Source organism: Haladaptatus litoreus (genome assembly GCF_900156425.1).
GTDB classification, from domain to species: Archaea; Halobacteriota; Halobacteria; order Halobacteriales; family Haladaptataceae; genus Haladaptatus; species Haladaptatus litoreus.
In genome coordinates, this window is record NZ_FTNO01000001.1 from 1,811,007 (window position 1) to 1,835,768 (window position 24,762).

General features: G+C 59.5%; 26 protein-coding genes. 13 read left to right on the plus strand and 13 right to left on the minus strand.

The genetic code is table 11. From position 1 onward, the window contains the following. Window positions 1–12 precede the first annotated feature (12 nt). Both BW974_RS09535 and BW974_RS09540 read right to left on the minus strand, forming a co-directional pair. A complete protein-coding gene (locus BW974_RS09535) occupies window positions 13–291 on the minus strand; it encodes a hypothetical protein (RefSeq protein ID WP_049969962.1) in 279 nt (92 codons plus the stop codon). Window positions 292–379: 88 nt separating this feature from the next. Further along, complete coding sequence (locus tag BW974_RS09540) at window positions 380–1,087, minus strand: helix-turn-helix domain-containing protein (RefSeq protein WP_076429896.1); 708 nt, start codon at window positions 1,085–1,087, stop codon at window positions 380–382. Window positions 1,088–1,782: 695 nt separating this feature from the next. On the opposite strand from BW974_RS09540, the gene BW974_RS09545 reads away from it, so the two are divergent. The 3 genes from BW974_RS09545 to BW974_RS09555 all read left to right on the plus strand — a co-directional run bounded on the left by BW974_RS09545 (window position 1,783) and on the right by BW974_RS09555 (window position 3,362). Then, entirely contained in the window at window positions 1,783–2,394 is a 612-nt protein-coding gene (locus BW974_RS09545) for a metal-dependent hydrolase (protein WP_076429897.1), read from the plus strand. 24 nt (window positions 2,395–2,418) lie between these two features. After that, window positions 2,419–2,934, plus strand: coding sequence for a GNAT family N-acetyltransferase (locus tag BW974_RS09550; RefSeq protein WP_076429898.1), 516 nt, complete (start codon window positions 2,419–2,421; stop codon window positions 2,932–2,934). Between the two features lie 200 nt (window positions 2,935–3,134). Continuing rightward, a complete protein-coding gene (locus BW974_RS09555) occupies window positions 3,135–3,362 on the plus strand; it encodes a hypothetical protein (RefSeq protein WP_076429899.1) in 228 nt (75 codons plus the stop codon). A gap of 18 nt (window positions 3,363–3,380) precedes the next feature. Here BW974_RS09555 and BW974_RS09560 read toward each other — a convergent pair whose 3' ends face one another. The 4 genes from BW974_RS09560 to BW974_RS09575 form a co-directional block, all read right to left on the minus strand. Then, complete coding sequence (locus BW974_RS09560; RefSeq protein ID WP_076429900.1) at window positions 3,381–3,617, minus strand: DUF7385 family protein; 237 nt, start codon at window positions 3,615–3,617, stop codon at window positions 3,381–3,383. Next, window positions 3,614–4,243: a GNAT family N-acetyltransferase gene (locus tag BW974_RS09565; RefSeq protein ID WP_076429901.1), complete on the minus strand. Its 630-nt coding sequence runs from the start codon at window positions 4,241–4,243 to the stop codon at window positions 3,614–3,616. Before BW974_RS09565 ends, BW974_RS09560 begins: the two co-directional genes overlap by 4 nt. A gap of 41 nt (window positions 4,244–4,284) precedes the next feature. Beyond that, entirely contained in the window at window positions 4,285–4,671 is a 387-nt protein-coding gene (locus tag BW974_RS09570; protein WP_076429902.1) for a DUF5367 family protein, read from the minus strand. Window positions 4,672–4,782: 111 nt separating this feature from the next. Continuing rightward, window positions 4,783–5,232: a pyridoxamine 5'-phosphate oxidase family protein gene (locus BW974_RS09575; protein ID WP_076429903.1), complete on the minus strand. Its 450-nt coding sequence runs from the start codon at window positions 5,230–5,232 to the stop codon at window positions 4,783–4,785. Between the two features lie 88 nt (window positions 5,233–5,320). On the opposite strand from BW974_RS09575, the gene BW974_RS09580 reads away from it, so the two are divergent. Beyond that, entirely contained in the window at window positions 5,321–6,211 is an 891-nt protein-coding gene (locus BW974_RS09580) for a PhzF family phenazine biosynthesis protein (RefSeq protein ID WP_076429904.1), read from the plus strand. Between the two features lie 74 nt (window positions 6,212–6,285). Further along, window positions 6,286–7,755 (plus strand): replication factor C large subunit, encoded by a 1,470-nt coding sequence (locus BW974_RS09585; protein ID WP_076429905.1) that lies wholly within the window; start codon window positions 6,286–6,288, stop codon window positions 7,753–7,755. A 272-nt stretch (window positions 7,756–8,027) separates the two neighbouring features. Here BW974_RS09585 and BW974_RS09590 read toward each other — a convergent pair whose 3' ends face one another. The 5 genes from BW974_RS09590 to BW974_RS09610 all read right to left on the minus strand — a co-directional run bounded on the left by BW974_RS09590 (window position 8,028) and on the right by BW974_RS09610 (window position 12,776). Further along, window positions 8,028–9,701, minus strand: a complete 1,674-nt coding sequence (locus tag BW974_RS09590) for a Na+/H+ antiporter NhaC family protein (RefSeq protein ID WP_076429906.1) — start codon at window positions 9,699–9,701, stop codon at window positions 8,028–8,030. A 75-nt stretch (window positions 9,702–9,776) separates the two neighbouring features. Continuing rightward, on the minus strand, window positions 9,777–10,514 hold the full coding sequence (locus BW974_RS09595) for an amino acid ABC transporter ATP-binding protein (protein ID WP_076429907.1): 738 nt from the start codon (window positions 10,512–10,514) through the stop codon (window positions 9,777–9,779). Beyond that, a complete protein-coding gene (locus BW974_RS09600) occupies window positions 10,511–11,344 on the minus strand; it encodes an amino acid ABC transporter permease (protein ID WP_076429908.1) in 834 nt (277 codons plus the stop codon). Before BW974_RS09600 ends, BW974_RS09595 begins: the two co-directional genes overlap by 4 nt. 18 nt (window positions 11,345–11,362) lie before the next feature. Then, window positions 11,363–12,202, minus strand: a complete 840-nt coding sequence (locus tag BW974_RS09605; protein WP_076429909.1) for a transporter substrate-binding domain-containing protein — start codon at window positions 12,200–12,202, stop codon at window positions 11,363–11,365. Between the two features lie 94 nt (window positions 12,203–12,296). Then, a complete protein-coding gene (locus tag BW974_RS09610) occupies window positions 12,297–12,776 on the minus strand; it encodes a COX15/CtaA family protein (protein WP_076429910.1) in 480 nt (159 codons plus the stop codon). A gap of 329 nt (window positions 12,777–13,105) precedes the next feature. On the opposite strand from BW974_RS09610, the gene BW974_RS09615 reads away from it, so the two are divergent. Both BW974_RS09615 and BW974_RS09620 read left to right on the plus strand, forming a co-directional pair. Further along, window positions 13,106–14,185 carry a M24 family metallopeptidase gene (locus BW974_RS09615; RefSeq protein WP_076429911.1) on the plus strand — a complete coding sequence of 360 codons (1,080 nt, stop codon included), beginning with the start codon at window positions 13,106–13,108 and terminating at the stop codon, window positions 14,183–14,185. 72 nt (window positions 14,186–14,257) lie between these two features. After that, window positions 14,258–16,516 carry an NADP-dependent malic enzyme gene (locus BW974_RS09620; RefSeq protein WP_076429912.1) on the plus strand — a complete coding sequence of 753 codons (2,259 nt, stop codon included), beginning with the start codon at window positions 14,258–14,260 and terminating at the stop codon, window positions 16,514–16,516. A gap of 478 nt (window positions 16,517–16,994) precedes the next feature. On the opposite strand, the gene BW974_RS09630 is transcribed toward BW974_RS09620, so the two are convergent. Further along, the gene (locus BW974_RS09630; protein WP_076429914.1) at window positions 16,995–17,414 is read right to left on the minus strand and encodes a hypothetical protein; all 420 of its coding nucleotides are present in this window, start codon (window positions 17,412–17,414) and stop codon (window positions 16,995–16,997) included. A gap of 202 nt (window positions 17,415–17,616) precedes the next feature. Between BW974_RS09630 and BW974_RS25570 the strand changes: the two genes are divergently transcribed. Continuing rightward, on the plus strand, window positions 17,617–17,772 hold the full coding sequence (locus tag BW974_RS25570) for a hypothetical protein (RefSeq protein WP_175609658.1): 156 nt from the start codon (window positions 17,617–17,619) through the stop codon (window positions 17,770–17,772). A gap of 22 nt (window positions 17,773–17,794) precedes the next feature. Here the strand turns inward: BW974_RS25570 and BW974_RS09635 are convergent, their stop codons facing one another. Next, window positions 17,795–18,427, minus strand: a complete 633-nt coding sequence (locus BW974_RS09635; RefSeq protein WP_076429915.1) for a reverse transcriptase-like protein — start codon at window positions 18,425–18,427, stop codon at window positions 17,795–17,797. A 130-nt stretch (window positions 18,428–18,557) separates the two neighbouring features. Between BW974_RS09635 and BW974_RS09640 the strand changes: the two genes are divergently transcribed. The 5 genes from BW974_RS09640 to BW974_RS09660 are packed head-to-tail and all read left to right on the plus strand — an operon-like array spanning window position 18,558 to window position 24,703. After that, entirely contained in the window at window positions 18,558–20,165 is a 1,608-nt protein-coding gene (locus tag BW974_RS09640; RefSeq protein WP_076429916.1) for an ABC transporter substrate-binding protein, read from the plus strand. 30 nt (window positions 20,166–20,195) lie between these two features. Further along, complete coding sequence (locus BW974_RS09645; RefSeq protein WP_076429917.1) at window positions 20,196–21,182, plus strand: ABC transporter permease; 987 nt, start codon at window positions 20,196–20,198, stop codon at window positions 21,180–21,182. Continuing rightward, complete coding sequence (locus BW974_RS09650) at window positions 21,179–22,195, plus strand: ABC transporter permease (RefSeq protein ID WP_076429918.1); 1,017 nt, start codon at window positions 21,179–21,181, stop codon at window positions 22,193–22,195. The genes BW974_RS09645 and BW974_RS09650 overlap by 4 nt, the downstream gene beginning before the upstream one ends. Then, window positions 22,192–23,397, plus strand: a complete 1,206-nt coding sequence (locus tag BW974_RS09655; RefSeq protein ID WP_076429919.1) for an ABC transporter ATP-binding protein — start codon at window positions 22,192–22,194, stop codon at window positions 23,395–23,397. The genes BW974_RS09650 and BW974_RS09655 overlap by 4 nt, the downstream gene beginning before the upstream one ends. Continuing rightward, window positions 23,390–24,703 carry an ABC transporter ATP-binding protein gene (locus tag BW974_RS09660; protein WP_076429920.1) on the plus strand — a complete coding sequence of 438 codons (1,314 nt, stop codon included), beginning with the start codon at window positions 23,390–23,392 and terminating at the stop codon, window positions 24,701–24,703. Before BW974_RS09655 ends, BW974_RS09660 begins: the two co-directional genes overlap by 8 nt. Window positions 24,704–24,762 lie beyond the last annotated feature (59 nt).

The window sequence follows — 24,762 nt, forward strand, 5'->3', positions numbered from 1 at the left end:
TTTTAGCTCGTGTTAGGAATCGTTCCATTCGACCATCTCGTTCACGTCGCCGGAAAGCGGCCCCTCCACGAGTGTTCCGAACGCGCCGCGTCCCGCGAGGGTTCTGAGGTTCGAGACGAAATCGCGCCACTGGCCAGCACAATCGACGTGGAGATGCCACGTATGGCTTGGAGGACAGCGACCGGGAGAAGAGATGCGAACATCATCAGTCTGCTGGTCGATACGTTCGGCACACCACGGGCATGTCGGACAGTTCGAAGCGACACCCTCGTGGGATTTCTCGGCACTCATTAAATCAATCAGACACATCTATTTGGGTTCAATTCTCGCCTTCACAACGCCACCGTTTACATGCCCTGCCGGTCGGCCCCCTCTCCTATCACACGGCGAGGTCGCGCATGGCATCGACCATGATTTCTTTATCGCAGTCGGTGACAGCCAAGGAAAAGCCGTCGAGTTGGGCCATCTTCGACGCGTGTTCCCACAGGTCGTCGGCGTCGAGTCCGTGGAGGACGACCGCGTTCGGCGTCGGGTTGACGACGCGCATGGCGACCAGCGGCGACTCCCCGCGCGTGACGTTCGTGAAGACGAGCGCGCGACTCGTGCTCTGGCCGTAGAGGCGGTAGAACTCCTCGCTGGAGAGTCGGGTGATGGCTTCGATGCTGTCGATGACGGTGTGGCCCGTGATTTCGTCTTTCGCGCCCGACGCGATTTCCGTGGCGTCGATGGCATCGTACAACCGAGAGAGGGGAACGCTCGTCGGATATTCGCGCAAATCGTTGACGATGGTGCTGTCGAACCCTGCCGAGAGGACGCGAGCGTACTGGCGGATTCGGTTGCCACCGCGCTGTTGGTCGATGTCCAACAGCGCCGTGACGGTTCTTCGAACGACGCCGATACCGGGGTTTTCTCGTCGCCCGCTCTCGTAGTCCGAAATGACCGACGAGGAGACATCGAGGTGGTCCGCGAGCGCGGTCTGTGACACGTCGAAATCCGTGCGCCACTTTCGAAGGGTCGCCCCGGGGTCGTCGCTCAAGGTGATTTCACCCGCGATTTGTTCCGCGAGCGTCCGGCGCGCATCTGTCATGAATTTGGATGTGGCAGAGACACGGAAAAACGTATCGAAAGACCCCTTCGACAGCCGTCGAAACTACGTGGACGAGTGAGTGGTGTTGATGGTTTGCAGTGATGAGACCCGTTCTAACTATCCTCCAGATTTTGAGAGCGAACAGACCAATTGGGAGTTATCATTGTTTTTGTGAAAATGGTGCTCTTTCCTTGAGTTTGTGAAGTTCGCGCTAGGTAGTCACGACTCCACTGAAACCGCCCCCGAACTGCAACCGCAGTTTCCCCACTTCTCCCCGCCAGCGCGGAAGTTGTACTCATGCTCACTAACGTTCGGCATTCGTGCGAACGCGCTGGCGCATCCTTCCGCCTGAGCAATCAAGCTCTGTGGCGTGTGAAGGCGAACGTCGGTTCGCCCGCGTGAGGGGCGACTGAGCGAACGAAGTGAGTGAAGGAGTCAGTTGGGGAGGTATGTGGACGGTTGTGGTGCGGTGGCGGTTATGTGAAGTCGTGATTTGAACGAAACTCTACGAGAAAAATCCGCGACCGAGACTCGAAGAAATCATTCGATAAACTACCAAACCACTACCATACCAAAATCAGCGAAGCGTAACCAACGACAACCAGCACATACCGTCACCATAGCGTGAAGTACGACAATCCTACCGCGCCTGTTGTCGGACAATTACTATCCGCAGCCCTGCCGTCCACCGTGTGATGCCATCAGTGGTCGTACACGTCGCTGTGGCGGGATTGCTCGCCACGTCACTGCTTTCCGACCATTTCGACAGTCGGACCGCGATGATTGTAATGGTCGCCGCCGCAATACCCGACCTCGACACGCTGGTCGGACTGTGGATTCCGGGGGGACACAGAGCCGTCTTTCACACGCTTCTCCTCCCGGCGGGAATCGGATTAGTGCTGTTCACGGACAGAATCGGCGGAAATTGGATTCGTCGGCGCTGGGGGGCCTACGGTGTTCGAGTCGCGTGGGTGAGTCTCGTTGCACTGCTGGTCGCGGGAATCGGATTGGATTTGGTCACCAACGGCGTAAACGTGTTCTATCCGGTTCACGACCAGTTTTACAGCGTTTCCGGGAAGGTAGAATTTTCGAACCAAGAAGGAGTCGTTCAGACGTTCATCGAACCGCAAGCCCGCGGTTCGACGGAAAATACGCACTACGGAACCGGATTCGACCTCGCGAGAGGGCCCGACCCGGCGGAAGAAGAACGCGTCTTTCCAATCGTCAAAAGTGGGCGACAACTCCTACTGGGCGCGATGAGTTTCGGTATCGTCGGCTTTCGAATGTGGGAATCACGTAACAAGTAAGCCGTCTCCCTCTCGACAGAGAGTATGGAAATCAGACCCTACGAGGGAACCGACTCCGACGCAAAACAGTTGTGGGAACTCAAACGCGGGTTCGAACTCGGACTCGGCGAGGGAACCGGCGCGGACGACAAAGCAGAAATCTACAGCGAGAAACTGACCGACGACTACCGCGAGAAGTACCTCGACTGGGTCGGACGATGCGGAGCGGACGACGAACGCTGTGTTACGGTTGCAGACGCGAGTGCGAAAGATGACGAAGCGACGGACGGCGAACTCGCGGGCTACGTCTTCGTTTTACCTGCCCGACTCGCGTTCATCTGGGACGCCGCAGTACTCAACGAGATTTTCGTCCGACCGGAGTACCGCGGAACCGACGTTGCGGACGACCTGATGGACGCCGCAGTCGAACTCGCACGCGACCAGACCATTCCGCTGGACAGACTCGTCCTCGACGTTGACCGGGAAAACGACCGTGCGAAGGCGTTTTACGACCGCCACGGCTTCGAGCATTGGGGCGAGATGGTCGCCCGGAAACTGTGAATCGGTAGCGGAGGAAATTCGGTGATAAACCAAAGTAACGACACACAATTACACGACATTCGGTATCACACTACAGAAATTATAAATCGTCCAAAACCTCATTCCGAATCGAGATATTTATTCAACCTCGAGTTAATCTCTGTATAACGCCTGCCAACCCCCCGTTACTCTCTCAGGGTTCGGCAGGAGGTGAGAAACAAATGTGGCAAGAGTACGTCTTCCTAGCGGGTAGTATCGTCATCATGGTTTCGCTCATCCCGACGATTCGGGACGAAGAGGCACAGGTACCGCTTCGAACCAGTGTTCCATCAGTGGCCGTACTGTTCGTACAGACGCTGGCATTCCTCTCGATGGGGCTGACCGCTTCGGCGGCCGGGACCGGAATGGGATTCGGATTGTGGACGCTGATTGCGAAATACAAATCCTGACGACCGAAAATACGATTTTTACGATTCGTGCGTGAACAGCAGGGTTCGGTCATCTTCTCGAACGACGCAAAATCGCATCGACCCGGTCGGCTGAAAGCTGTGTTCTTGCTGTTCAGTTATCAGTACCTCGGCAAACGGTTCCTCACAGGCCGGACAGACCACCGAATCGCGGTTTTCGAACAGCGAGGTGTGTCCGGCGTCGCGTTTCAGTTTCAGCCGATGGCGAATCGCGTGAACGTCGAATCGGTCGGTCATGGTTCGGTATCATGCTCACGACTTTTTCGCCACTGTCCGCGCGCGACGGTGTAACGATGCGAATCACGAACTTCGTCTCCGTCGGGATGCCAGTTTCGGAGGATGCCGTCGTACTGCCCGCCGTGTGCTTCGATGTATTTTTCGATGGCTCGTTCCGATTTCTCGTTGCCGTCGAGATATTCGACGGCGACGAGTTCGAGGTCGAGCGTGTCGAACGCGAGTTCCATCAGCGCGGCGGCGCGTTCGCCTGAGTAGCCGCGACCCCAGAACGGTTTGCGAATCCACAAGCCGAGCGTGCCGGTTCGGCGTTTCCAATCCATGTTTATGCCGGTCAGCCCGACGATTTCGCCTGCACGGTCTTCATTTTCGGATGCACCTTCTTCACCCTCTTGCAGGCGAATCACGAACTCCGCACCGTTTCCGTCGGCGCGGTTTTTCTCCATCGCGTCGATGAAATCCTTCGTCTCCTTGGGCGTGGCGTGCGGCTCCCACGAGACGTGTTTCGTAATCTCGTCGATGTTCGGCGCGTCGTGGGCGATGTGCCGATACAGATTGAACACATCGACGTTCTCGTGCGTCAGCGCTTCCAGTACGAGGCGTTCCGTCTCGATGCGTTCGGGGAACATAGCATGGACGACAAATCACAGGGATAAAAATTTTCTGACAGTTAGGTATTCTCTCGCACGCCGACGACCAGTACGACGGCGTAGGCCAACAGCAGGAAGCCGCCGAAATAGCCCGTCGATTCGGGGGCCATGTTCGGATAGACCGATTCGAACAGCGGGAGAACGATGGCGTCGAGTGACATTCCGGGGAGGACGAGCAGACTCGCGGCTATCGGCTTGGACGCGGACGGGATTTTCCGCCAGCGGAAAATCCCAAGCGTGAGCAGAACCATCGCCGGAATCGTCACCATGAAAACCGCCGCGATGAAAGGTTCGTTGTCGGGGTTGAGCAGAAAGTGGCCGACGAGTCGAAAGGCGACCGTTGCGACCAACCAGATGACGAATCCGATTGCGACCAGCGTGTTCATCTCGTTTCGCTCTATCGTCATTGTTGTTTGATTGTTGATAATATTGTCAGATAATCGTTGCGATGGTCGGGGTGAAGAATTTCGCCCCGACCGATTCGAATTTCCCCCTCTTGCTCCCGCAGTTCGGTCAAATCAGTCTTCGGCCTGAACCTCCTTTCTACTCGTCAGTTCGTCGGGCACAAGGTGGAAGAACCGAAACGAAACCTCCCGCGACGGCCGGTCGAAAATATCGACCAGCGGAATATCCACTCGGCGCATTCCCTGCACGATTTCCGAATCGATGTCCGCCGCTTCCACGTCGTCCAGTTCCCCGGAGGCGATGACGCTCCGCCACCCCCCATCACCGTCGTCGTAGGTGACGAAGGAGATTGGCCGCCCGACGAGTTCCGGTCTCTCGCTGTCCGGCCCGACTGCGAACCGGAAATAGAAGTGTTCGGTCGCCGCGTCGTAGCCATACGAAACCGGAATCGAGTGCGGCGGTTCGTCGGTTCCCGCCGCGAACGAAACGACGCCGGTTCCTCCGGTCTGCAAAAACGCTTCCAGTTCCTCCTCGTCCATCTGCACTGCTTCTGTCTCCCCCATGGCACAAGAAGTACGTCCTGTCGAGCGAAAAAGGTGCGGGACGAAATTCGGAGATGGGTATTTCCCGTTTCGGAGTGCAGATTCAGCTATGCCCACCAATCCATTGCACGTCGTGGACGTGTTCGCACAGGAAAAATACGCGGGCAACCAACTCGCAGTCGTGCACGACGCCGCGACTCTGTCCGACGAGGAGATGCAGAAAATCACCCGAGAAACCAACTTTTCGGAAGCGACGTTCATCGAGTCGGCAGACGAAAACGGCGGCTACGAGGTTCGAATCTTCGACCCGGCCGAGGAAATTCCGTTCGCAGGACATCCGACCCTCGGCACCGCTTTCGTGATTCGGGAGTTCGTCCGCGACGACCACCCGGACGAACTGACGCTGAACCTCGGCGTGGGGCAGATTCCGATTCACGTCGAAACGGACGAAAATGGGAACGAACTGTTCTGGATGCGCCAAATTCCGCCAGCCTTCGAAAAAGCGTTCGACCGCGGACTCGCGGCCCGAGTCCTTTCTCTCAACGAGGACGACATCGACGAAGCGTATCCCGTCCAACTCGTCTCGACCGGGTTACCGACCCTCGTCGTCCCACTGCGCTCGCTTGACGCCGTCAAGCGAGCGCAAACGAACCACAAACCGTACTACGAGGAACTCATCGAACCACACGGAAATCTGAACGTGCTGCTCTTCGCGCCGGAAACCGAGGACGGAAACGACCTGCACGCGCGGGTGTTCGCCGACTGCGCTGGCGTCCCCGAAGACCCGGCGACCGGGTCTTCGAACGGCTGTTTAGCCGCGTATCTGGTCGAACACGACTACTTCGATTCGGACGAAATCGACGTGCGAGTCGAACAGGGATACGAGATGGATCGTCCATCACTGCTCCACCTTCGAGCGGCGAAAGGCGGGGATAAAAACGGAATCGAGGTGCAGGTCGGCGGGCGAGTGATTCCGGTTGCCGAAGGAAATCTGCTGTGAGAAGTCGAGCGTTTCGACGTCGCTCGATTCAGCGTTCGCAACCACTAAACGCACCACCTGCATAGGACGAGGTAATGGTAGACTGGACGGAGAAGTATCGCCCGAGCACGCTTTCTGAAGTGCGCGGGAACAACAAGGCCCGGGACAAACTCCACAAGTGGGCAAAGACGTGGGACGAACACGGGGACGCCGTCATCCTCCACGGCAGTCCCGGCGTCGGAAAGACTTCGGCGGCCCACGCGCTGGCGAACGACATGGGGTGGCCGACCATCGAACTGAACGCCAGCGACCAGCGAACCGGCGACGTGATAAAACGCGTCGCGGGCGAGGCCGCAAAAAGCGGCACCTTGACAGGGGGCACGTCGGGGAGGCGCATCGTCATCATGGACGAGGCAGACAACCTGACGCACAACGCCGACCGCGGTGGCTCGCGGGCGATTACGGACGTCGTGAAATCGGCGAATCAGCCGCTCATCCTCATCGCAAACGAGTTCTACGACATGTCGAACTCCCTGCGAAATGCCTGTGAAACCATCGAGTTCCGCGACGTGTCGTCGCGGAGCATCACGCCGGTTCTCCGCGACATCTGCCGCCAAGAGAACATCGAGTACGAGCCCGAGGCGTTGGAAGCCATCGCCGAGAACGACAGCGGCGACCTGCGCTCCGCGGTGAACGACCTGCAGGCGGTCGCGGCCTCGAACGGCAAACTCACTGCCGACGACGTGGTGACGAGCCAGCGAGATACGACGAGCGGCATCTTCGACTTCCTGGACGACCTCATCAAAAAGCAGGACGCGGAGGGCGCGCTGAAGGCGTCCTACGACGTGGACGAGACGCCCGACAACCTGCTCAACTGGGTGGAGGACAACGTTCCGAAGGATTACCAAGGGGCGGAACTCGCGGACGCTTACGGCTTCATGGCGAACGCAGACCGCTGGTTGGGCCGGGTTCGGGCTACGCAAAACTACCGCTACTGGCGCTACGCGACCGACAACGCGACTGCCGGGGTCGCAGCCTCGCGCCGTGGAAAGAAAAGTGGGTGGACGCGCTACGGCCCGCCGAGCTACTGGCGCAAACTCGGGAGTTCGAAAGGCGCGCGCAACACCCGCGACTACATCGCCCGGCAAATCGCCGAGGAGAGCGGTATCAGCATGAGTACGGCCAGACGGGAGGTCATGCTGTATCTCGCGGAGATGACTCACCACTGCAAGAACCGGGAGTTGACCGTGGCGATGGCGGCGCGCTACGACTTGGAGGAAAAACACGTCTCGTTCGTCACGGGAAGCGGAAAGACGACGAACAAAGTCCAACAAATAGTGGAGGACGCAGAGGAGTTGAAAGAGCAATCCGCCGTCGAGCACTCCGGCGGTGCGTTCGAAGGTAGTTTTGGTTCGAAATCGGACGATGAAGGAGAGAATGTTTCGGAAGTCGAAGCCGAGTCGGAAGCCGAAGATTCGGCCGACGAGCCTGAAGAAGCCGAAACCGAGGACGAGGGAGACGACGGTGGAGACGACGGACAGGCCAGCTTTGGCGACTTCGTGTAGGCAGGACGACCGACGTTTCTCTTTCAAATTGCTATCGTGCAGGCGGACGAGTGCGCCGCACTCGCCCGCCAAGCGATTGACGACTGTGCTATCGACTTGGCAGGACGAATCTCTGCATCGAAATCGGCAGGTCGTCCTTGGATTGGGCGGGCAGGCCATCGGCCTTCCCGCCCTGGGTTCTTTTGTTGTCGTGTTTGAAGGCCGTAATCACACACAACAAAAAACTACTGAACGCTGTTTGCGCAGTGGTCGCAAAACAGCTCAAAATCGCTCTAGTACGGGAAGATGCGGAAGCTCTCCGGGAGCGTAATTCCGAGCAGGAGAAACATGGTGCCCGCAATCGTGGCGCAAATTATCGCGTAAGGAATCTGCGTTTTGACGTGGACGAGGTGGTCGCTCCCGCTGGTCGAGGAGGCGAGAACCGTGGTGTCGCTGATGGGCGAACTGTGGTCGCCGAAGATGCCACCGCTGAACACCGCGCCCATGACGAGGGGCAGGTTCGCGCCCGTCGAGAACGCCACCGGAATGGCGATGGGGAACATGATCCCGTAGGTCGCCCACGAACTGCCGTCAGAGAAGCTGACCATGCTGGTGACGACGAAGAGCGCGACTGGCACGAGGAAGGCCGGAACGTCGGAGAACCAGTCCGTGACGAAGTCCGAAATGCCGAGAATCGTCACCGCGTTCTGAATGGAACTGGCGAACATCAGGATGACCGCGGCGAGCAGAATGCCCTTGAATCCGCGCGTCATGGCCTCCGTCGCGTCCTTGTTGCTCGGGATGTCGCCTTTCAGGCGATACAGGACGAACGCGACGACCAGCGCGGCGAAGGACGCGAGGCCGAGTCGAACGCCGCCGATGTCGAACGACCACTGGCCGCCCGCTGGAAGGATGAGTTGGTAGCCACCCACCGAGAACAGGGTGTTCATCTGCGGGGCGGAGACGACCGGATTCGGCCGCCAGAACATCGCGCCGAGGCCGACGAGAATCATCGTGGCGATTGGAATGGCGAAGTTGCGCCAGTCCGGGGTTGCCGTCTCGGCTACCTCGTACTCGTCCATCTCGCGGGAAATCATCGGGTCGTGGTCGTCGCCGACAACGCCGCCGCCGTTTCTGGCGCGCTCTTCTTCATCGCCCATGCCGAAGATGTTGGGAACGACCTGCCACGCGACCAGCGCGGCGATAATGAGGGCAGTCCACGAGTAGAAGCCGAAGGCGAGGCTGTTGAAAAACAGCGGCCAGATTTGGTCGGTCGTTGCCTGCACCGAATCGCCGTTTTGGACGACGTAACTGCTCATGTCGGACGGGAGCGTGTTCTGCGCCGCGGCCTGTTCGAGGCCGCCGCCGATGAACCCGATGAGCGCGACCCCCCACGTCGAGTAGAAGGCGAGGCGGGCCGCCGGACTTCCGGCGCTGTCCACGTAATAGGCGAGTTTCGCCCGCGAAATGTTGTACTTGTCCGTCAGCGGGCGCATCATCGAACCGACCACCAAACAGTTGAAGTAGTCGTCGATGTGGATGGCGATACCCGCCAGAAACGCCGCTTTCTCGGCGTCTTCGGGGGAATCCGCTCGTTCCACCAGTGCTTCGAGGACGCCTTGAATCGCGCCGGAGCGAATCATCAAACCGATCATGCCGCCGATAGCGAAGATGGCGAGCAGAACGTTCTCGACGTACCATGCGTCGGAAAAGAGCGGAGAAGTTGCGATGATGGTCGGAACGTGCTTTAACCCGAATATTGCGCCGAGAGTTGGGCCGAACGCTCCGCCAATCATATCCTGTGGGACGCCCGCAGAGGCGGGTTTTAGTGCGCCGTACACCGCCCCGGCGCTGGCGACGCCGACGAACAAGCCGATGATAGCGTCGCGTGAATACCACGCGAGACTAATCGCGAGGAGGGCCGGGACGACGGACAGCCACCCCGCACTTATTTGGTCGAGAGCCATACCATGTGTCCCGAGCAGTCGAATAAATGGGTTTCGACGTGTGGTAACCAACCCCTCGAAATGAAAAATTATCCGTTAGTGGACTCGTGCGAGAAACTGTCTCGCACGCTCAGTCTCCGGATTGGCGAAAAAGTCCCGCGGCGGCCCGGATTCAACGATACGCCCCTCGGACATCAACACGACGCGGTCGCCGACTTCGCGAGCGAAGCCCATCTCGTGCGTGACGACGAGCATAGTCATGCCCTCTTCAGCCAAATTTCGCATGACTTCGAGGACTTCGCCGACCAGTTCCGGGTCGAGCGCGCTGGTCACTTCGTCGAACAGCATGACACTCGGGTCCATCGCCAGCGCGCGGGCGATGGCCACGCGCTGCTGTTGGCCGCCCGAAAGCTGGTTCGGATATTTGTGGGCTTGGTCGGTGAGTCCGACGCGGTCCAACATGGCTTTCGCCCACTTTTCCGCGTCGTCGTTCGAAAAGTCCTTGACGACTTTCGGGCCGAGCGCGACGTTTTCCATCGCGGTCTTGTGCGGAAAGAGGTTGAAACTCTGGAACACCATCCCGATGTGTTGGCGGAGTTGGTTCACGTCCACGTCCGGATTGGTGATGGCCTGTCCCTCGATTCGAATCTCGCCGTTCTGAATCTCCTCCAATCTGTTCGTACATCGAAGGAGCGTCGATTTCCCGCTTCCGCTCGGTCCGACGACGACGACGACTTCGCCGTCATCGACGGCGAGGCTCACGTCCTTCAGGACGTGCGTCTCGCCGAAATACTTGTCAATATGGTCGAACTCGACCTCGGGGACGGAACTCATCGTTCCGTCCCCCACATCGACCGCGTTTCCATCGTCCGCACCAGTTTCCCGAGCGGGACGGTGATGACGAGGTACGCCACCGAGACGACCACGATTGGCGTCCACGCATCGAAGGTCGCGCTGTTCACGTTCCGGAAGACGCTGATGAGTTCCGGAATTGCCAGCACGGTCAGCAGTGACGTGTCCTTGACCAGAATCACGAGGTCGTTACCGATGGCCGCCAGTGCGTTCCGCCACGCTTGAGGCAGAATGACGAACCGCATCGAGTCGATGTACGACATGCCGAGCGACCGGGCCGCCTCGGTCTGGCCTTCAGCGACCGAATTAATGCCGCCTTTCACCGCCTCGCCAATGTATGCTGTGTGGTTGAGCGTCAGACCGATGATGGCGGCGGCGTAGCTCCAGTTTTCGATTGGAAACTGGCCGCTCGTCCAGAGTGCGGGTACCCCGAGATATACGACGAACAGCTGGAACAACAGTGGTGTCCCGCGGAAGAACTCCACGTACAGGGTGGCGATGGATTGGGTAAAGCTCGTCTGTGAGACGCGACCTAATCCGACGAGGACGCCGAACGTGAGCGAGAGTGCGCCGGAAATGAGGATAATTTCCAAGACGAGCAAAAGCGCCTCCACGAACTGCGGAATGATGGTCACCAGCAGGTTGTAATCCACGAACTGCGTCAGAATGAGAAGTAGGAAAAAGAGGACACTCGCGGTGAAGAGACCCGCCATGGCGATACCAATCCATCTGACGCGTCGGTCGGTCAGAAATCCTTCTTCGCCTCCCGCCGGTTGTTCGATTCTGCTTTCGTCGGTGTACGTCTCTGCCATCACGTCCTCCCGTGGCGATTAGCCACTGGTTGTGCCTCCGTCAGTTCCGTTCGCCGCTTGGAAGTACTCGTTGTAGATTTCGTCGTACGTCCCGTTTTCCTGAATCGTCGCCAGCGCGTCGTTCACCTGCTGTCGGAACTGGTCGTCGTCCCGTCGGAACGCGATACCGTACTCCTCGACGGTGAGCGTAAGGTACGGCGGGGCGTCTTCCCGTCCCTGCTCTTCGGCCGCACCCTCTCCCTGTAACAACCGAACTCGGTCATTCTGTTGCGCGAACTCGGCGTTGACCGTGTTGTCGTTGATGACCGCAGCGGCCTGATTGTTGCCGAGCGCGGCGAACGCATCGGGAATCTGGTCGTAGCTATCGATGGTGAGATTCCCGTTGAACTCCTGTCGCAACTCTTGTGCGGCCGCCTCGCCGGTCGTTCCCTTCTGAACCGCCACCGTCTCTCCCTGCAGGTCTTGCAGATTGTTGATGCCGCTATCTCGCAAGACGAGCACGGTCTGGTACGCTGTGAAGTACGGATCGGAGAAATCGACCTGTTGTGCCCGTTCCTCCGTAATCGTCATCGCGCTCATGATAACGCGGAAATTTCCGTTGTTGAGGCTCGGAATGATGGTGTCGAAACTCGTTTGGACGAATTCGTAGCCCCTGTTCAGTTGGCCTTGGAAAATCGCCTCGGCGATGTCCACGTCGAAGCCGACGAGGTCACCCGTCGCAGTTTGGTATTCGAACGGTCGATACGGAATGTCGGAACCGATTCTAACTGTGCCGCCGTCCTGTGCGCTCGCGTTCCCGGCGAGCGTCAGGCCAGCGATAGCTCCGCCGGTCCCCCTGAGAAAGGTCCGTCTGTGCATTGTGGTTCTCCCCCGATACTACATGGTCAATCATCGTATAGAAAGCTACTATCGGTTTCTCGACCGATTTCGCTAAAAGTTTCGCCCGGAGCTGTTAGTCGTCCGACGGATAGCCAGCGGTCGATTCGCTGGTCGATGTCGCGTTTTTGTCCGGTTCCTCGTAGGCCCACAGTGTCGTCGCCAGCAGTGCCGCGAAGATGACCATCGCGGCACCGTGGTGAGCAACCTGCGAAGCGGGACCGTACATGAGGACGGTGGCACCGCCGAGGAGCAGTTGAACGGGAAGGACGACCAGCGCGATGGTGGAGGCGACCCGAATACGGGTGCTGTCGTAGTATTTCCACGCGCCGACGGTCGTTCCGAGGATGAAGAAGCCGGTCACCATCGCCACGAGGCGGTGGAACCACTCGATGAAACTCGGAATGGTCTGCGGAAGCAGGCCGCCGTCACAGTACGGCCATTGGGCGCTACAGGACAGACCCGCTCCCGCCGCGGCGGTGTAGACGCCGAGCAGGATGAGGGCGAACGTCAAACTCGTTGTAAAAGCGGCGAATCGCCTGAATCGTGACCCCATCAGGCGCTCACCTCACTGCTGTCGTGTCGTATCACGGTAATCCCCTTTTCCATGGGTTAGGAGGCGTCGTACTTAGGTCTGTCCGACTTTCCCGGAAACTGGGAGTCGAAGGGAAGAGACGGAAAAGCGGATGATGTGCGAAGGCAGGGGTAGGCCGGGGTTCAGCGGGAACCGAACAGGGTCGCGAGGCCACCAACGGGCGGCACCGTGGTGGGCACTCTCCATTTACTGTAAATCAGTAATAAGTTTTGTGGGAATGATATGTCCTCTGACACTGGGCCGGTTTCGAGGGAAACAGGTTGAAGGGTGTCGGGGGCGACGAACCGAGTATGTCGAAACTGGCTCGTCTCGACGCCCTCCTCGACGCGCGCGACCTCCGGTCGGTCTGGTTCGCACGCCCGAACAGTTTCGCGTGGCTCACGGGTGGGAACAACGTCATCGACCGCGAAAGCGACGTGGGAGTCGCCGCGGTCGGTTACGACGGCGACGACCTGCACGTCATCACCGACACCATCGAAGCACAGCGCCTGCGGGACGAGGAACTACCGGAATCTCGTCCGGTAGTCGAATACGATTGGTACGAAACGTCGCTCGCGGAGGCGGTCGCGGAACACGCGACCGCCCCCGCCGCGGCGGATTTTGACGTACCGAATTTCGAATCGGTCGATGTCTCGCCACTGCGCCAACCGCTGACCCCGGACGACATCGACACCTATCGTTCCCTCGGCGAGGAAACCGCGGCGGCAGTCGAAGCGATTTGCCGAGAGTTGGAGTCGGAGGATACGGAGCGAGAAATCGTCTCGGCGATTCGCGGCGCGCTCGATTCCAGAGGAATCGAGACACCGGTCGCACTGGTCGGCGGAAGCGAGCGCGCACAAAAATATCGCCACTACACGCCGACCGAGTCGAAATTGGGCGACTATGCGCTCGTTTCCGTGACGGCGGAACGGGCGGGACTCCACGCCAGTCTGACTCGAACCGTGGCGTTCGACCCGCCAGAATGGCTGGACTCGCGCCATCGCGCCGCCACGAGGGTCGAAGCGACGGCACTCACGGCGACCCGGCAAGCCGGAATCGAGGGGAAGACGGGAAGCGAGGTGTTTTCGGAAATCCAGTCGGCGTATGAGGAGGTCGGCCACGAGGGCGAATGGAAAAAACATCACCAAGGCGGGGCCGCAGGCTACGCCGGTCGGGAGTGGATTGCCACGCCGACGACGGATGCCGAAATTCGGCTTCCGATGGCGTTCGCGTGGAATCCGACCGTACAGGGTGCGAAAAGCGAAGACACCGTCCTCGTCACCGAGGACGAGATGGAAATCCTGACGGAAACCGGAAACTGGCCGACGGAGGCAGTGTCGGCGGTCGGCGGCGACGGCGCGATTCCGCGACCGACGATTTTGAACCTTTGATTTCGACGAACGTCGAAGGCAAATTCGACGGATTCGGATAGATTTTTAGCTGAGGGCAGGAAGATAGGGGACATGGGACTCGACGAGGATTCACTCGACTACCACCGGAACGAACCACCGGGGAAAATCGAGATTTCGACGACGAAACCGACGAACACACAGCGCGACCTGAGCCTCGCCTACTCGCCCGGCGTGGCCGCCCCGTGTGAGGAAATAGCGGCGGACGAGGAGAAGGCGTACAGTTACACCGCGAAAGGAAACCTCGTGGGCGTCGTTTCGAACGGGAGCGCCGTCCTCGGACTCGGCGACATCGGCGCGCAGGCGAGCAAACCGGTCATGGAAGGCAAGGGCGTCCTGTTCAAGCGATTCGCCGATATCGACGTGTTCGACATCGAACTCGACCAAGCGAACCCGGACGACATTATTCGAACCGTCAGCGCGATGGAACCCACCTTCGGCGGCATCAATCTTGAGGACATCAAAGCGCCGGAGTGTTTCGAAATCGAAGAACGACTCCGCGAGGAGATGGACATCCCCGTTTTCCACGACGACCAGCACGGCACCGCCATCATCAGCGGGGCCGCACTGCTCAACGCGACGGAAATCAACGGGAAGAGTCTGGAGGAACTGGAAATCGTCTTTTCCGGCGCAGGTGCCAGCGCGATTGCAACCGCCCGATTCTACGTTTCGTTGGGCGCGCGCAAGGAGAATATCACGATGTGTGACTCCACGGGAATCATCACCGAAAGTCGCGCCAAACGCGGCGAGGTAAACGAGTTTAAAACGGAGTTCGCCCGCGACGTTCCCGAGGGCAGTCTCGCCGACGCCCTGAAGGACGCGGACGTGTTCGTCGGCCTCTCGGTCGGCGGCATCGTCAGTCAGGAGATGGTTCGGTCGATGGCCGACGACCCCATCATCTTCGCCATGGCGAACCCCGACCCGGAAATCGGCTACGAGGCCGCCAAGGAAGCCCGCGACGATATGGTCATCATGGCAACCGGGCGTTCTGACTACCCCAACATGGTCAACAACGTCCTCGGGTTCCCGTTCATCTTCCGCGGCGCACTCGACGTGCGCGCCAGCGACATCAACGAGGAGATGAAAATCGCCTCCGCGCGGGCGCTCGCGGAACTCGCAAAGAAGGACGTGCCGGACGCCGTGGTCAAGGCCTACGGTGACCAACCGCTCCAGTTCGGCCCGGAGTACATCATCCCAAAACCGCTCGACCCGCGCGTGCTGTTCGAAGTCGCGCCCGCAGTCGCCGAGGCGGCCATCGAAACCGGTGTCGCTCGAAGCGACCTCAATGTTGGCGAATACGTCGAAACGCTCGAAGCGCGACTCGGCAAATCCCGCGAGATGATGCGCGTCGTCCTGAACAAGGCGAAAAACGATCCCAAGCGCGTCGCACTCGCGGAAGGGACGGACAGAAAGATGATTCGCGCGGCCTACCAACTGCGCGAGCAGGGTATCGCCGACCCCATCCTCATCGGCGACCGCGAGGAAATCGAGGCGGAGGCGGCAGACCTCGGACTCGACTTCGCTCCCGAAGTCGTTGACCCGGAAAACAGTGATCACGAGGGCTACGCCGACCGCCTGTACGAACTGCGCGGACGCAAGGGAATCACTCGAAGCGAGGCCGCGGAACTGGTCGAACGCGACAGCAACTACTTCGGGAGCGTGATGGTCGAACAGGGCGACGCAGACGCGATGCTCACTGGCCTGACCCACCACTACCCGTCCGCACTGCGACCGCCGTTGCAGGTCATCGGCACCGCATCCGACGTGGACTACGCCGCCGGGGTGTACATGCTCACGTTCAAAAATCAGGTCATCTTCTGTGCCGACGCGACGGTGAATCAGGCACCCGACGAGGACGTGCTGGCCGAGGTGACGAAACAGACCGCGAAACTCGCGCGCCGGTTCAACGTCGAACCGCGCGCCGCACTGCTTTCGTACTCCAACTTCGGCAGTGTGGACAACGAGGGAACCCGAAAACCACGAGACGCGGCCCGGATGCTCCGCGACGACCCCGAGGTCGATTTCTCCGTGGACGGCGAGATGCAGGCCGACACCGCTGTGGTCGAGGAAATCCTCAATGGCACCTACGAGTTCTCGGAGTTGGACGAACCCGCGAACGTCCTCGTCTTCCCGAATCTCGAAGCGGGCAACATCGGCTACAAACTCCTGCAGCGACTCGGTGGCGCGGAAGCCATCGGCCCGATGCTCGTCGGCATGGACAAACCGGTTCACGTCCTCCAGCGCGGGGACGAGGTCAAGGATATCGTCAACTTGGCTGGTGTCGCTGTGGTAGACGCGCAAAAAGACGAATAGCGCGACGAATACGAATCAGGATCTGAGTTTGTTTTTCTGGATTTCCCATCAGATATTTTTGCTGTGATTAGCTCATGGGATTTGGGTTGTTTGCAATTCCCGACTCCGATGAGACCGCACCGCCACCGCAGGCCGCACCCTCCCCAACCGATTCCCTCGTTTCACTCGGTCATCCCTCGTGCGAACCCACACAGACCCTCGGACAACGAGTCCTCGGGCCTGTTGGCGCACGCGCCATCGAATTTGTGAAGATTCACAGTACCCAAACTTGGCAACATGGCGCGCGAAGGCGAACCGGAAGTTCGCCCGCGCGAGGGACGATTGCGCGAACGAAGTGAGCGAAAGCGTCGGTTGGGGAGGGTGTGGCCTGCGGTGGCGGTTGCGGTCATGTGTTGTCGTGATTTGCCAACGAGGTAGTAGAACTCAAAAGTTCAACTGTGAGATGAAGGACGTTGCCCAATCGAAAAACAAACAGTCGCTACCGAGGTCGTCCCGAAACCTGTTCTTTCGAAACAGACTCTGATTCCGCTTCATCCACCGAGTACAGCGGTTTCACGGGCACCACAGTGTGCGTCTTCGCAACACCGTCCTCGTGCCGCCGCCATTTGGTTGACGAATGCAGAACGTACTCGTCCGGACAGCGCTCCCGAATCTCGGTCACCAACTCCCTGAATCTCTCAGAATCGAACCGCGCCTCCGAAACGAAATCCGTCTCGATGACGAGCGAATCCCGCTGTGGAATCCGGTCGAGTCGGCCCTCACAGATTTCCTCGAACTCGTGCGCCAACTGTGGAAGGCTGGTGTCGAGCGGGAGTTTGACGTAGGCCTGTCTGTAGTCGGGGTGGTCTGTCGTGCGCTTCCAGTACCGCAGTATCGAATCGAATATCCGCGTGCCCATCGCGTGCCACACCTTGGACAGTCCTCTCTGAGCGACGTTGTAGTCGTTTCGTTGTCGGCATCAGACCGATTGGTGATACGTCAGCGGTGATGAAGTACACCGATACGCAGAAAATACACCGGTATGCAGGAGAGACACCGATACGCAGGAGTTTGTTTCCGTCCCGAACGACATTGTTGTTCCCGAAGTAGCGACGAAAGTGATGCGAGACGTTACCGGCCTGTCTCCCGTCAGTTCGACGGTGTCCGATAGTTCAGACGGGACGGACAGCAACTACCAGTGTGACGCGTGCAGTGCGGCGTTCGACACTGAGGACGAACTCCGAAAGCATCTCCACGAGCAAGGACTCGTGGACTGAACGTGTCTGACGGACGTTTCAATCAATCACTTGCGTGTCTGTTCGCCCGGGATGGCGGCGGAATCTGCGTTTCGCTGGATTGTGGAACGTCGGGGAGCAGACAGCGGTCTGGCTCCCGATTCACGTGGGCGTACTCTTCCGGCGCGTTCGCCAAGGGATGTGCGGGGTTGCGGTCGCTCCGGATTTGGGCGGCCCGGAGTTCGCCGAACCCGGCGATTCTGGCGCGGATGCCTCGCCAATGGAACTTCCCGGGTGGCGGAACCGAGAACGGTTTCGGCGGTCGCCAATCCAGTCGATTGGACGCGAGCACCGCGTTGTTGACGTTGGCGGCCAGTTGGTCGTGGTCAACCAGCACACCAACCCGCGCGTCTGGAGGGGCGCGAGCCGCCAACACGTCGAGTCCGAGGTGGAGCGCTCGGTACTCCGCGACGTTGTTGTCCGGGACATCGTCCGGAATCGAGAGACGGGTGACGCGCTTGCCATCGCGGGTTTCGATGATAACACCGAGTCCGCCCGTTCCGTTGTTGTGACTGTAGGAGCCGTCGGTTGCGACGTAGAAATCACGATGGTGTGTGTGTGGTGGATGGGCGATATGCGGTGTGGGCGACTCGTCGAACAAGTCTCGCAATGAGGGATGTCGGCCGTGAACGGCCATAAGAAACGGTTCGGTGTCTGATTACTTAACTGTGCGGTTATGTTCGGCAGAAAATGTCATGGGATTATTAGACGCGGGGAATGATGACTTGTACCACAGATATATAATGGATTGTGCGCCATATCAGGGCATGCCCGACGAAACAATGAATCGGCGGACGTATCTGAAATTTGCAGGTGGCGCAGCGGCGTCGGCAGCACTCGCTGGCTGTACCGGTGGCGACGGCAATCAGGACGGAACGAACACCGGAGACGGCGGAAACGGTGGCGGTGGTGGCGGTGGCGGGCAGTCGGGTGACTTCGCGGTCACCATCACGCAGGGTCAGATGCCATCGACGCTCGACCCGCACAACCACCGGGAGACGACGACGGACAACGTGGTTCTACAGGCCTACGAGGGCCTGCTCTCGCGCAACGCGGAGGGAAAAATCACCAACAGTCTGGCGACGGAGTACGAACGAGTGAACGACGGGACGGTACAGTTCACCATCCGCGACGACGTGCAGTTCCACAACGGCGACGACCTGACGCCCGAGGACGTTGCGTTCAGCATCAACCGCATCGTGCAGTCGGATGTCGGCGGGTTGGAAAGCCCGCAGAGCGACCAGCTTTCGGGCGTGACCGGGGCGGAAGTCGTGGACGGCAACGTGCAGGTGTCCTCGGATGGCATCAACCCTATCGTGTTCGCGCTGTTCGCGTCCTACTGTGACATCGTGCAACAGCAGTGGATTGAGAACAACAACAGCAGCTTTATCGCCAAGAATATGAACGGCACCGGGCCGTTCGAACTTCAGAACTATCAGGAAGACGTTCGTGTCGTCTTCCAGCGAAACGAAAACTACTGGCGCGAACCCGCCGCTGTCTCGGAGTTGACTTTCAACTCGGCGACGGAGTCGAGCACGCGGGTCAATCAACTCATCAACGGCGAAACGGACATCGTCGTCAACGTTCCGCCACAGGATGCAGAGCGCGTGCGAGGGTCGAACAGCACCCGACTCGCCGCGAAGGCGAGTACACGCGTCATCTACAACGCGATGCGATACAACGTGGAACCGTTCTCCAGCGCGCAGTTCCGCCGGGCGATGAACCTCGCAATCGACCTGCCGAGCATCATCGACAACGTCCTTTCCGGCTTCGCCGACCCGACCGGACAGCCCACGCTGGACGGGTTCACCGGCTACAATTCCAACGTCAACCCCTACGGAACGAACAGACAGGAAGCCGAGCGACTCGTCGAGGAAAGCGGCCACGCTGGCGCGAACATCACGCTTCACACGCCGGTCGGCCGGTATCTGAAGGACGTGGAAATCGCACAGGCAGTGTCCGAGCAGATAAACCAACTCGGCAACGTCAACTGTTCGGTGCAACAGCGAGATTTCAACACGCTCGCGGGTGAGTTGTCCGATGGAAATCTCGACACGAGTCCGAAGTTCTACCTCATCGGCTGGGGGAACGCCACGTTCGACGCCAGCCAGACCATCATCCCACTGCTGACGACCGACGGCGCACTCACCTCCTACAGTAACGAAGAGGTGGACACGCAGATGAACGAAGCCCAAAACATGCCGGACGGAAACGAACGAAATTCCAAACTACAGGAGGTAAACCAACTCCTCCACGACCAGGCACCGTGGATATTCCTGAACCGGCAGTACAGCGTCTACGGCGTCAGCGAACGACTCAAATGGCAAGCACGGGCTGACGAACGTATCGAAGCATACGCGATTTCCCAAAACTAGATGTCAGCGTTATCGAAGAGGTGTCTATAGATGTCGATGGGTCGATTCCTGTTCCGGAGAGGATTGCAGGGGATATTCGTCATCTGGGGCGTCGTTACCGTGGTGTTCCTCCTTCGATTCATCACGCCCGGTAACGCGATTACGTTTATCGCACCGTTAGACGCGAGTCCAGAATTAAAACAGCGAATCGCGGTCGAACTCGGCCTGAACAAACCGATGTACGTCCAGTATTTCGACTATCTCGCTCGGCTCTTACAGGGCGACATGGGATATTCGTACATCTCGGGAACACAGGCGAGTACGCGAATATTCAACCGCCTTCCGGCGACGCTGGAGCTGGCAGTCGCGGCGAGTCTCGTCGCGGTCATCATCTCGATTCCACTCGGGGTGCTAAGCGCAACGCGACGCCACGAACCGGCCGACTACGCGGCTACGACGTTCTCGCTGATCGGTATCAGCACGCCGAACTTCTGGCTCGGCATCATGCTGGTACTCTTGCTCGCCGTCGGCGGGCCGCTTCCGACGAGTCAGCGTGGAATTGGACTGGTTCCCGCAGTGGAGATGCTGTTCACCAGCGGGAACGTGAACGGACTGATAACGTGGCTGAAGCACATCTTCCTTCCAGCGATAACGCTCGGAACGTACTTCACCGCGCTCATCACGCGCCTGACGCGGAGTGGCATGTTGGACGAACTCGGGAAAACCTACATCCGCGCGTCGCGGGCGAAGGGCCTCCCGGAGACGCTGGTTCGGTACAAACACGCGCTGAGGAACACTTTGATTCCCGTCATCACCGTTCTCGGCTTGCAGTTGGGGACGCTCATCGGCGGGGCCGTCATCACGGAGCAGGTGTTTGCGTGGCCCGGACTCGGCACGCTCATCATCAACGCCATCAACGCGCGTGACTGGCCGCTGATTCAGGGGTCGCTCATCGTCGTCGGCACCGGGTTCGTCGTCCTCAACATCTTCGTGGACGCGCTGTACGCCTACATCAACCCACAGGTGGTGTACGAATGATTTCGCCGCGCACGCTTCGCAACCTCAAACGCGAGTACAGACAGAGTTTGCTGGCGAAAATCGGTATCGTCGTCGTTATCGGGGTTATCCTGATCGCGGCGTTCGCACCGCTTCTGGCACCGCACAATCCTCACCGGCAGAATTTGGACAACTCCAATCTGCCGCCGTTAGGATTCAGCAAACAGACGACTGAAACGACCACGCAAATGGTCGATGGAGAGATACAAATCATCAACAACACGACGTACGTCGAAGCACAGTCGGCCCACCCGCTGGGAACTGACCAACTCGGACGCGATATGCTCTCGCGGGTGATTTACGGGGCGCGAACCTCGCTCCTCGTCGGCCTGTTCGGAACCATGCTCGCCACGCTCATCGGCGTAACAGTCGGCTTGGTCGCGGGCTACTACGGCAAACTCGTGGACGACGCGCTGATGCGGAGCGCCGACATCATGTTGGCGTTCCCGTCGCTCGTGTTAGCTATCGCACTGGTCGGCCTGTTCCAACGCGCGGTGTTGACCATCCCCGACCCACTCGTAGCGCTAGGGGTTGTCTCCGGAATGCCCGCACAAATCGCGCTTCCGGGGACGGTCATCCTCGTCGTCGCGCTCGTCAACTGGGTGTGGTTCGCCCGCGTCTCACGCGGTGAGGCGCTGACCGTCTCGGGTGAAGAGTACGTGAAAGCCTCTCGCTCCGTCGGGGCACCCGACTCGTTCATCCTGCGCAAACACATCCTGCCGAACAGCGTGACGCCGATTATCGTGTTGGCGACCATCCAAATCGCGGCCATCATCCTGCTCGAAAGCGCGCTGTCGTACCTCGGATTCTCCGGGGTGAGCCTCTCGTGGGGCTTCGACATCTCGCAGGGACGCGATTATCTCGCGACTTCGTGGTGGATTTCGACGGTTCCCGGAATCGCAATCGTCATCACCGTCATCGGAATCAACCTCGTCGGCGACTGGTTACGCGATGCGCTTGACCCCGGTATCGAAGGCGAAGGAGGTGGCGTATGAGCGACCTGCTTCGCGTCCGCGACCTCTCGACGCGCTTTTTCACGGAGAAAGGGCAGGTCAACGCCTGCGAGTCGTTGAACTTCGACGTTCGAGAAGAAGAAGTGTTCGGCGTCGTCGGCGAATCCGGGTCGGGAAAGAGTGTCGCCGCGCTCTCCATCATCGACCTCGTGGAATCGCCCGGCAAAATTACCTCGGGCGAGGTCTGGTACCGCAACCCGACGCTCGCCGAGGAGACGAAATCCGACCGACCGGAGGCAGTTGACGGCGAGTTCGTGGACATTCGACAGTTGACGGTTCGGGAACGACGGGCCCTGCGCGGCCCGTCGTTCAGCATGATCTTCCAAGACCCGATGAGCAGTCTGAACCCGTCGATTACGGTCGGCGAACAGATTGCGGAAGCGGTCGAAGTTCAGAAGCGAGCGCGGTCGAACCCGCGTTCGACGCGCTCGCGGACACAGGGCTACGGACTGGCGAACCTGATTTCGAGCGCCGTGCTACCGTCACAGGATTACGTCAGCGAGGAAAGTCACGCGGAAGCAGTCTCGCTGCTGGAGCAGGTCGGTATCCCCGACCCCGCAGACCGCGCCGAGGAGTATCCACACCAGTTCTCCGGCGGCATGCTCCAACGGGCGATGATTGCCCAAGCGCTTGCGGGCGAACCGGATTTGCTCATCGCGGACGAACCGACGACGGCACTGGACGTGACGATTCAAGCCCAAATCTTAGACCTCCTGCGCGATTTGCAGACGGAGACGGGTATGAGCATCATGCTCATTACGCACAATCTCGGCGTCGTCGCCCGGATGTGCGACCGCGTCGGCGTGATGTACGCCGGAGAACTGGTCGAACGCGGGAGCCTCGAAGACGTGTTCGACAGACCGGTTCATCCCTACACTAAGGGACTGCTCGGGTCGCTTCCGGACTTGGAAGACCCCGCGCCGCGACTCCAGCCAATCGAGGGGAACGTCCCCGACCTGCTGGATTCGGAGATGGACGACCGATGTTACTTCGCCGACCGCTGTCCGAAGGCGATGGAAGAGTGTCTCTCCCATCCGTCGATGGACGATGCGGGCGGAAGCGACGAACACGAGGCGCGCTGTGTCCTCACGGAGATGGAGTACGACGAATCTCGCGCGCTGGCGAGCGACCGGTTCGAACGAAACTCGGGAACCGCCGAAACAGAGGTGAAACAAAATGACTGACCCACTCCTTCGCGTCGATAGTCTGCAAAAGTACTACTTCGAGCAGGACACGCTGACCGACCGCCTGTTCGGACGGGAGCCGAAAAGCGTGAAAGCAGTCGATGGCATCTCGTTCCACATTCAGGAGGGCGAAACGCTCGGACTCGTCGGCGAGTCGGGCTGTGGAAAATCGACGACCGGCGAAACTCTGTTGAGCCTGCGCGACCCGACCGACGGGCGCGTCGAGTTCGACGGCCAGAACGTCTACGAGATGGACGATTTGACCGAGTTCAGAAAGCGCGCGCAGGTGGTCTTCCAAGACCCCTTCTCCAGCCTCGACCCGAGAATGACGGCGGGTGAAATCATCCGCGAACCACTCGACGTTCACAAAGTCGGCTCGCGGAACGAACGCAGGGAGCGCGTACAGGAACTGATGGAACGCGTCGGTCTTTCGGCGGGACAAATCGACCGCTATCCGAACGAGTTTTCGGGCGGTCAGCGCCAGCGAATTGGGATTGCCCGCGCACTCGCGTTGGAACCCGATTTCATCGTGCTGGACGAACCGGTTTCCGCGCTGGACGTGTCGGTGCAAGCGCAGGTGTTGAACCTTCTGCAAGACTTGCAGAACGAGTTCGGCCTCACGTATCTGTTCATCGCGCACGACCTCTCCGTAGTTCGTCACATCTCAGACCGCGTGGCGGTGATGTATCTCGGCGAAATCGTGGAGGTCGGGCCGGTTGACGAAATCTACAACGACCCACAACATCCGTACACGAAAGCACTGCTGGAGAGCGTTCCGCGCGCAGATACGAGCGAGCAGGAACGGGACATCCACACGCTTTCGGGCGACGTGCCATCGCCGCGAAATCCGCCGTCCGGGTGCCATTTCCGGACGCGGTGTCCGAACGTGATTCCGCCGCAGGACATGGAGATTCAGCAGTTAGCCTACCGCGAGGTGATGGATTACCGCGAACGACTCGAATCGGACGAACTCAGCGTGGAAGGCGTGCGCGAACTGGCCGCTGGCCCAGACGAGAATCCCGAAGAACTGGACGACGAGACGCTCAAAGCGGAGTTGTGGGACGAACTGTTCACGCATCAACTCGGAGGCGAAAATCGCGCCACCGTCGCGGAATCGTTCGACCGAGTCGTCTCCGGCGACCGAGACGGTGCAATCGAAGTGCTCAAAAAGCGGTTCGAAAGTGTCTGCGAGCGAAAACGGCCAGTGCTTCAAAACCGCGAACATCCCGCTGCGTGCCACCTCTACGACCAACCGGAGTCGGTACAGACAGAGTCCGAGCGCGGAATCGAATCGTCCGCAGACTGACTGAACGGGCGGCAACGGTCCCGATTCGGTCGGCTTTTCGAGTCTCCTTTCTGTCGGAT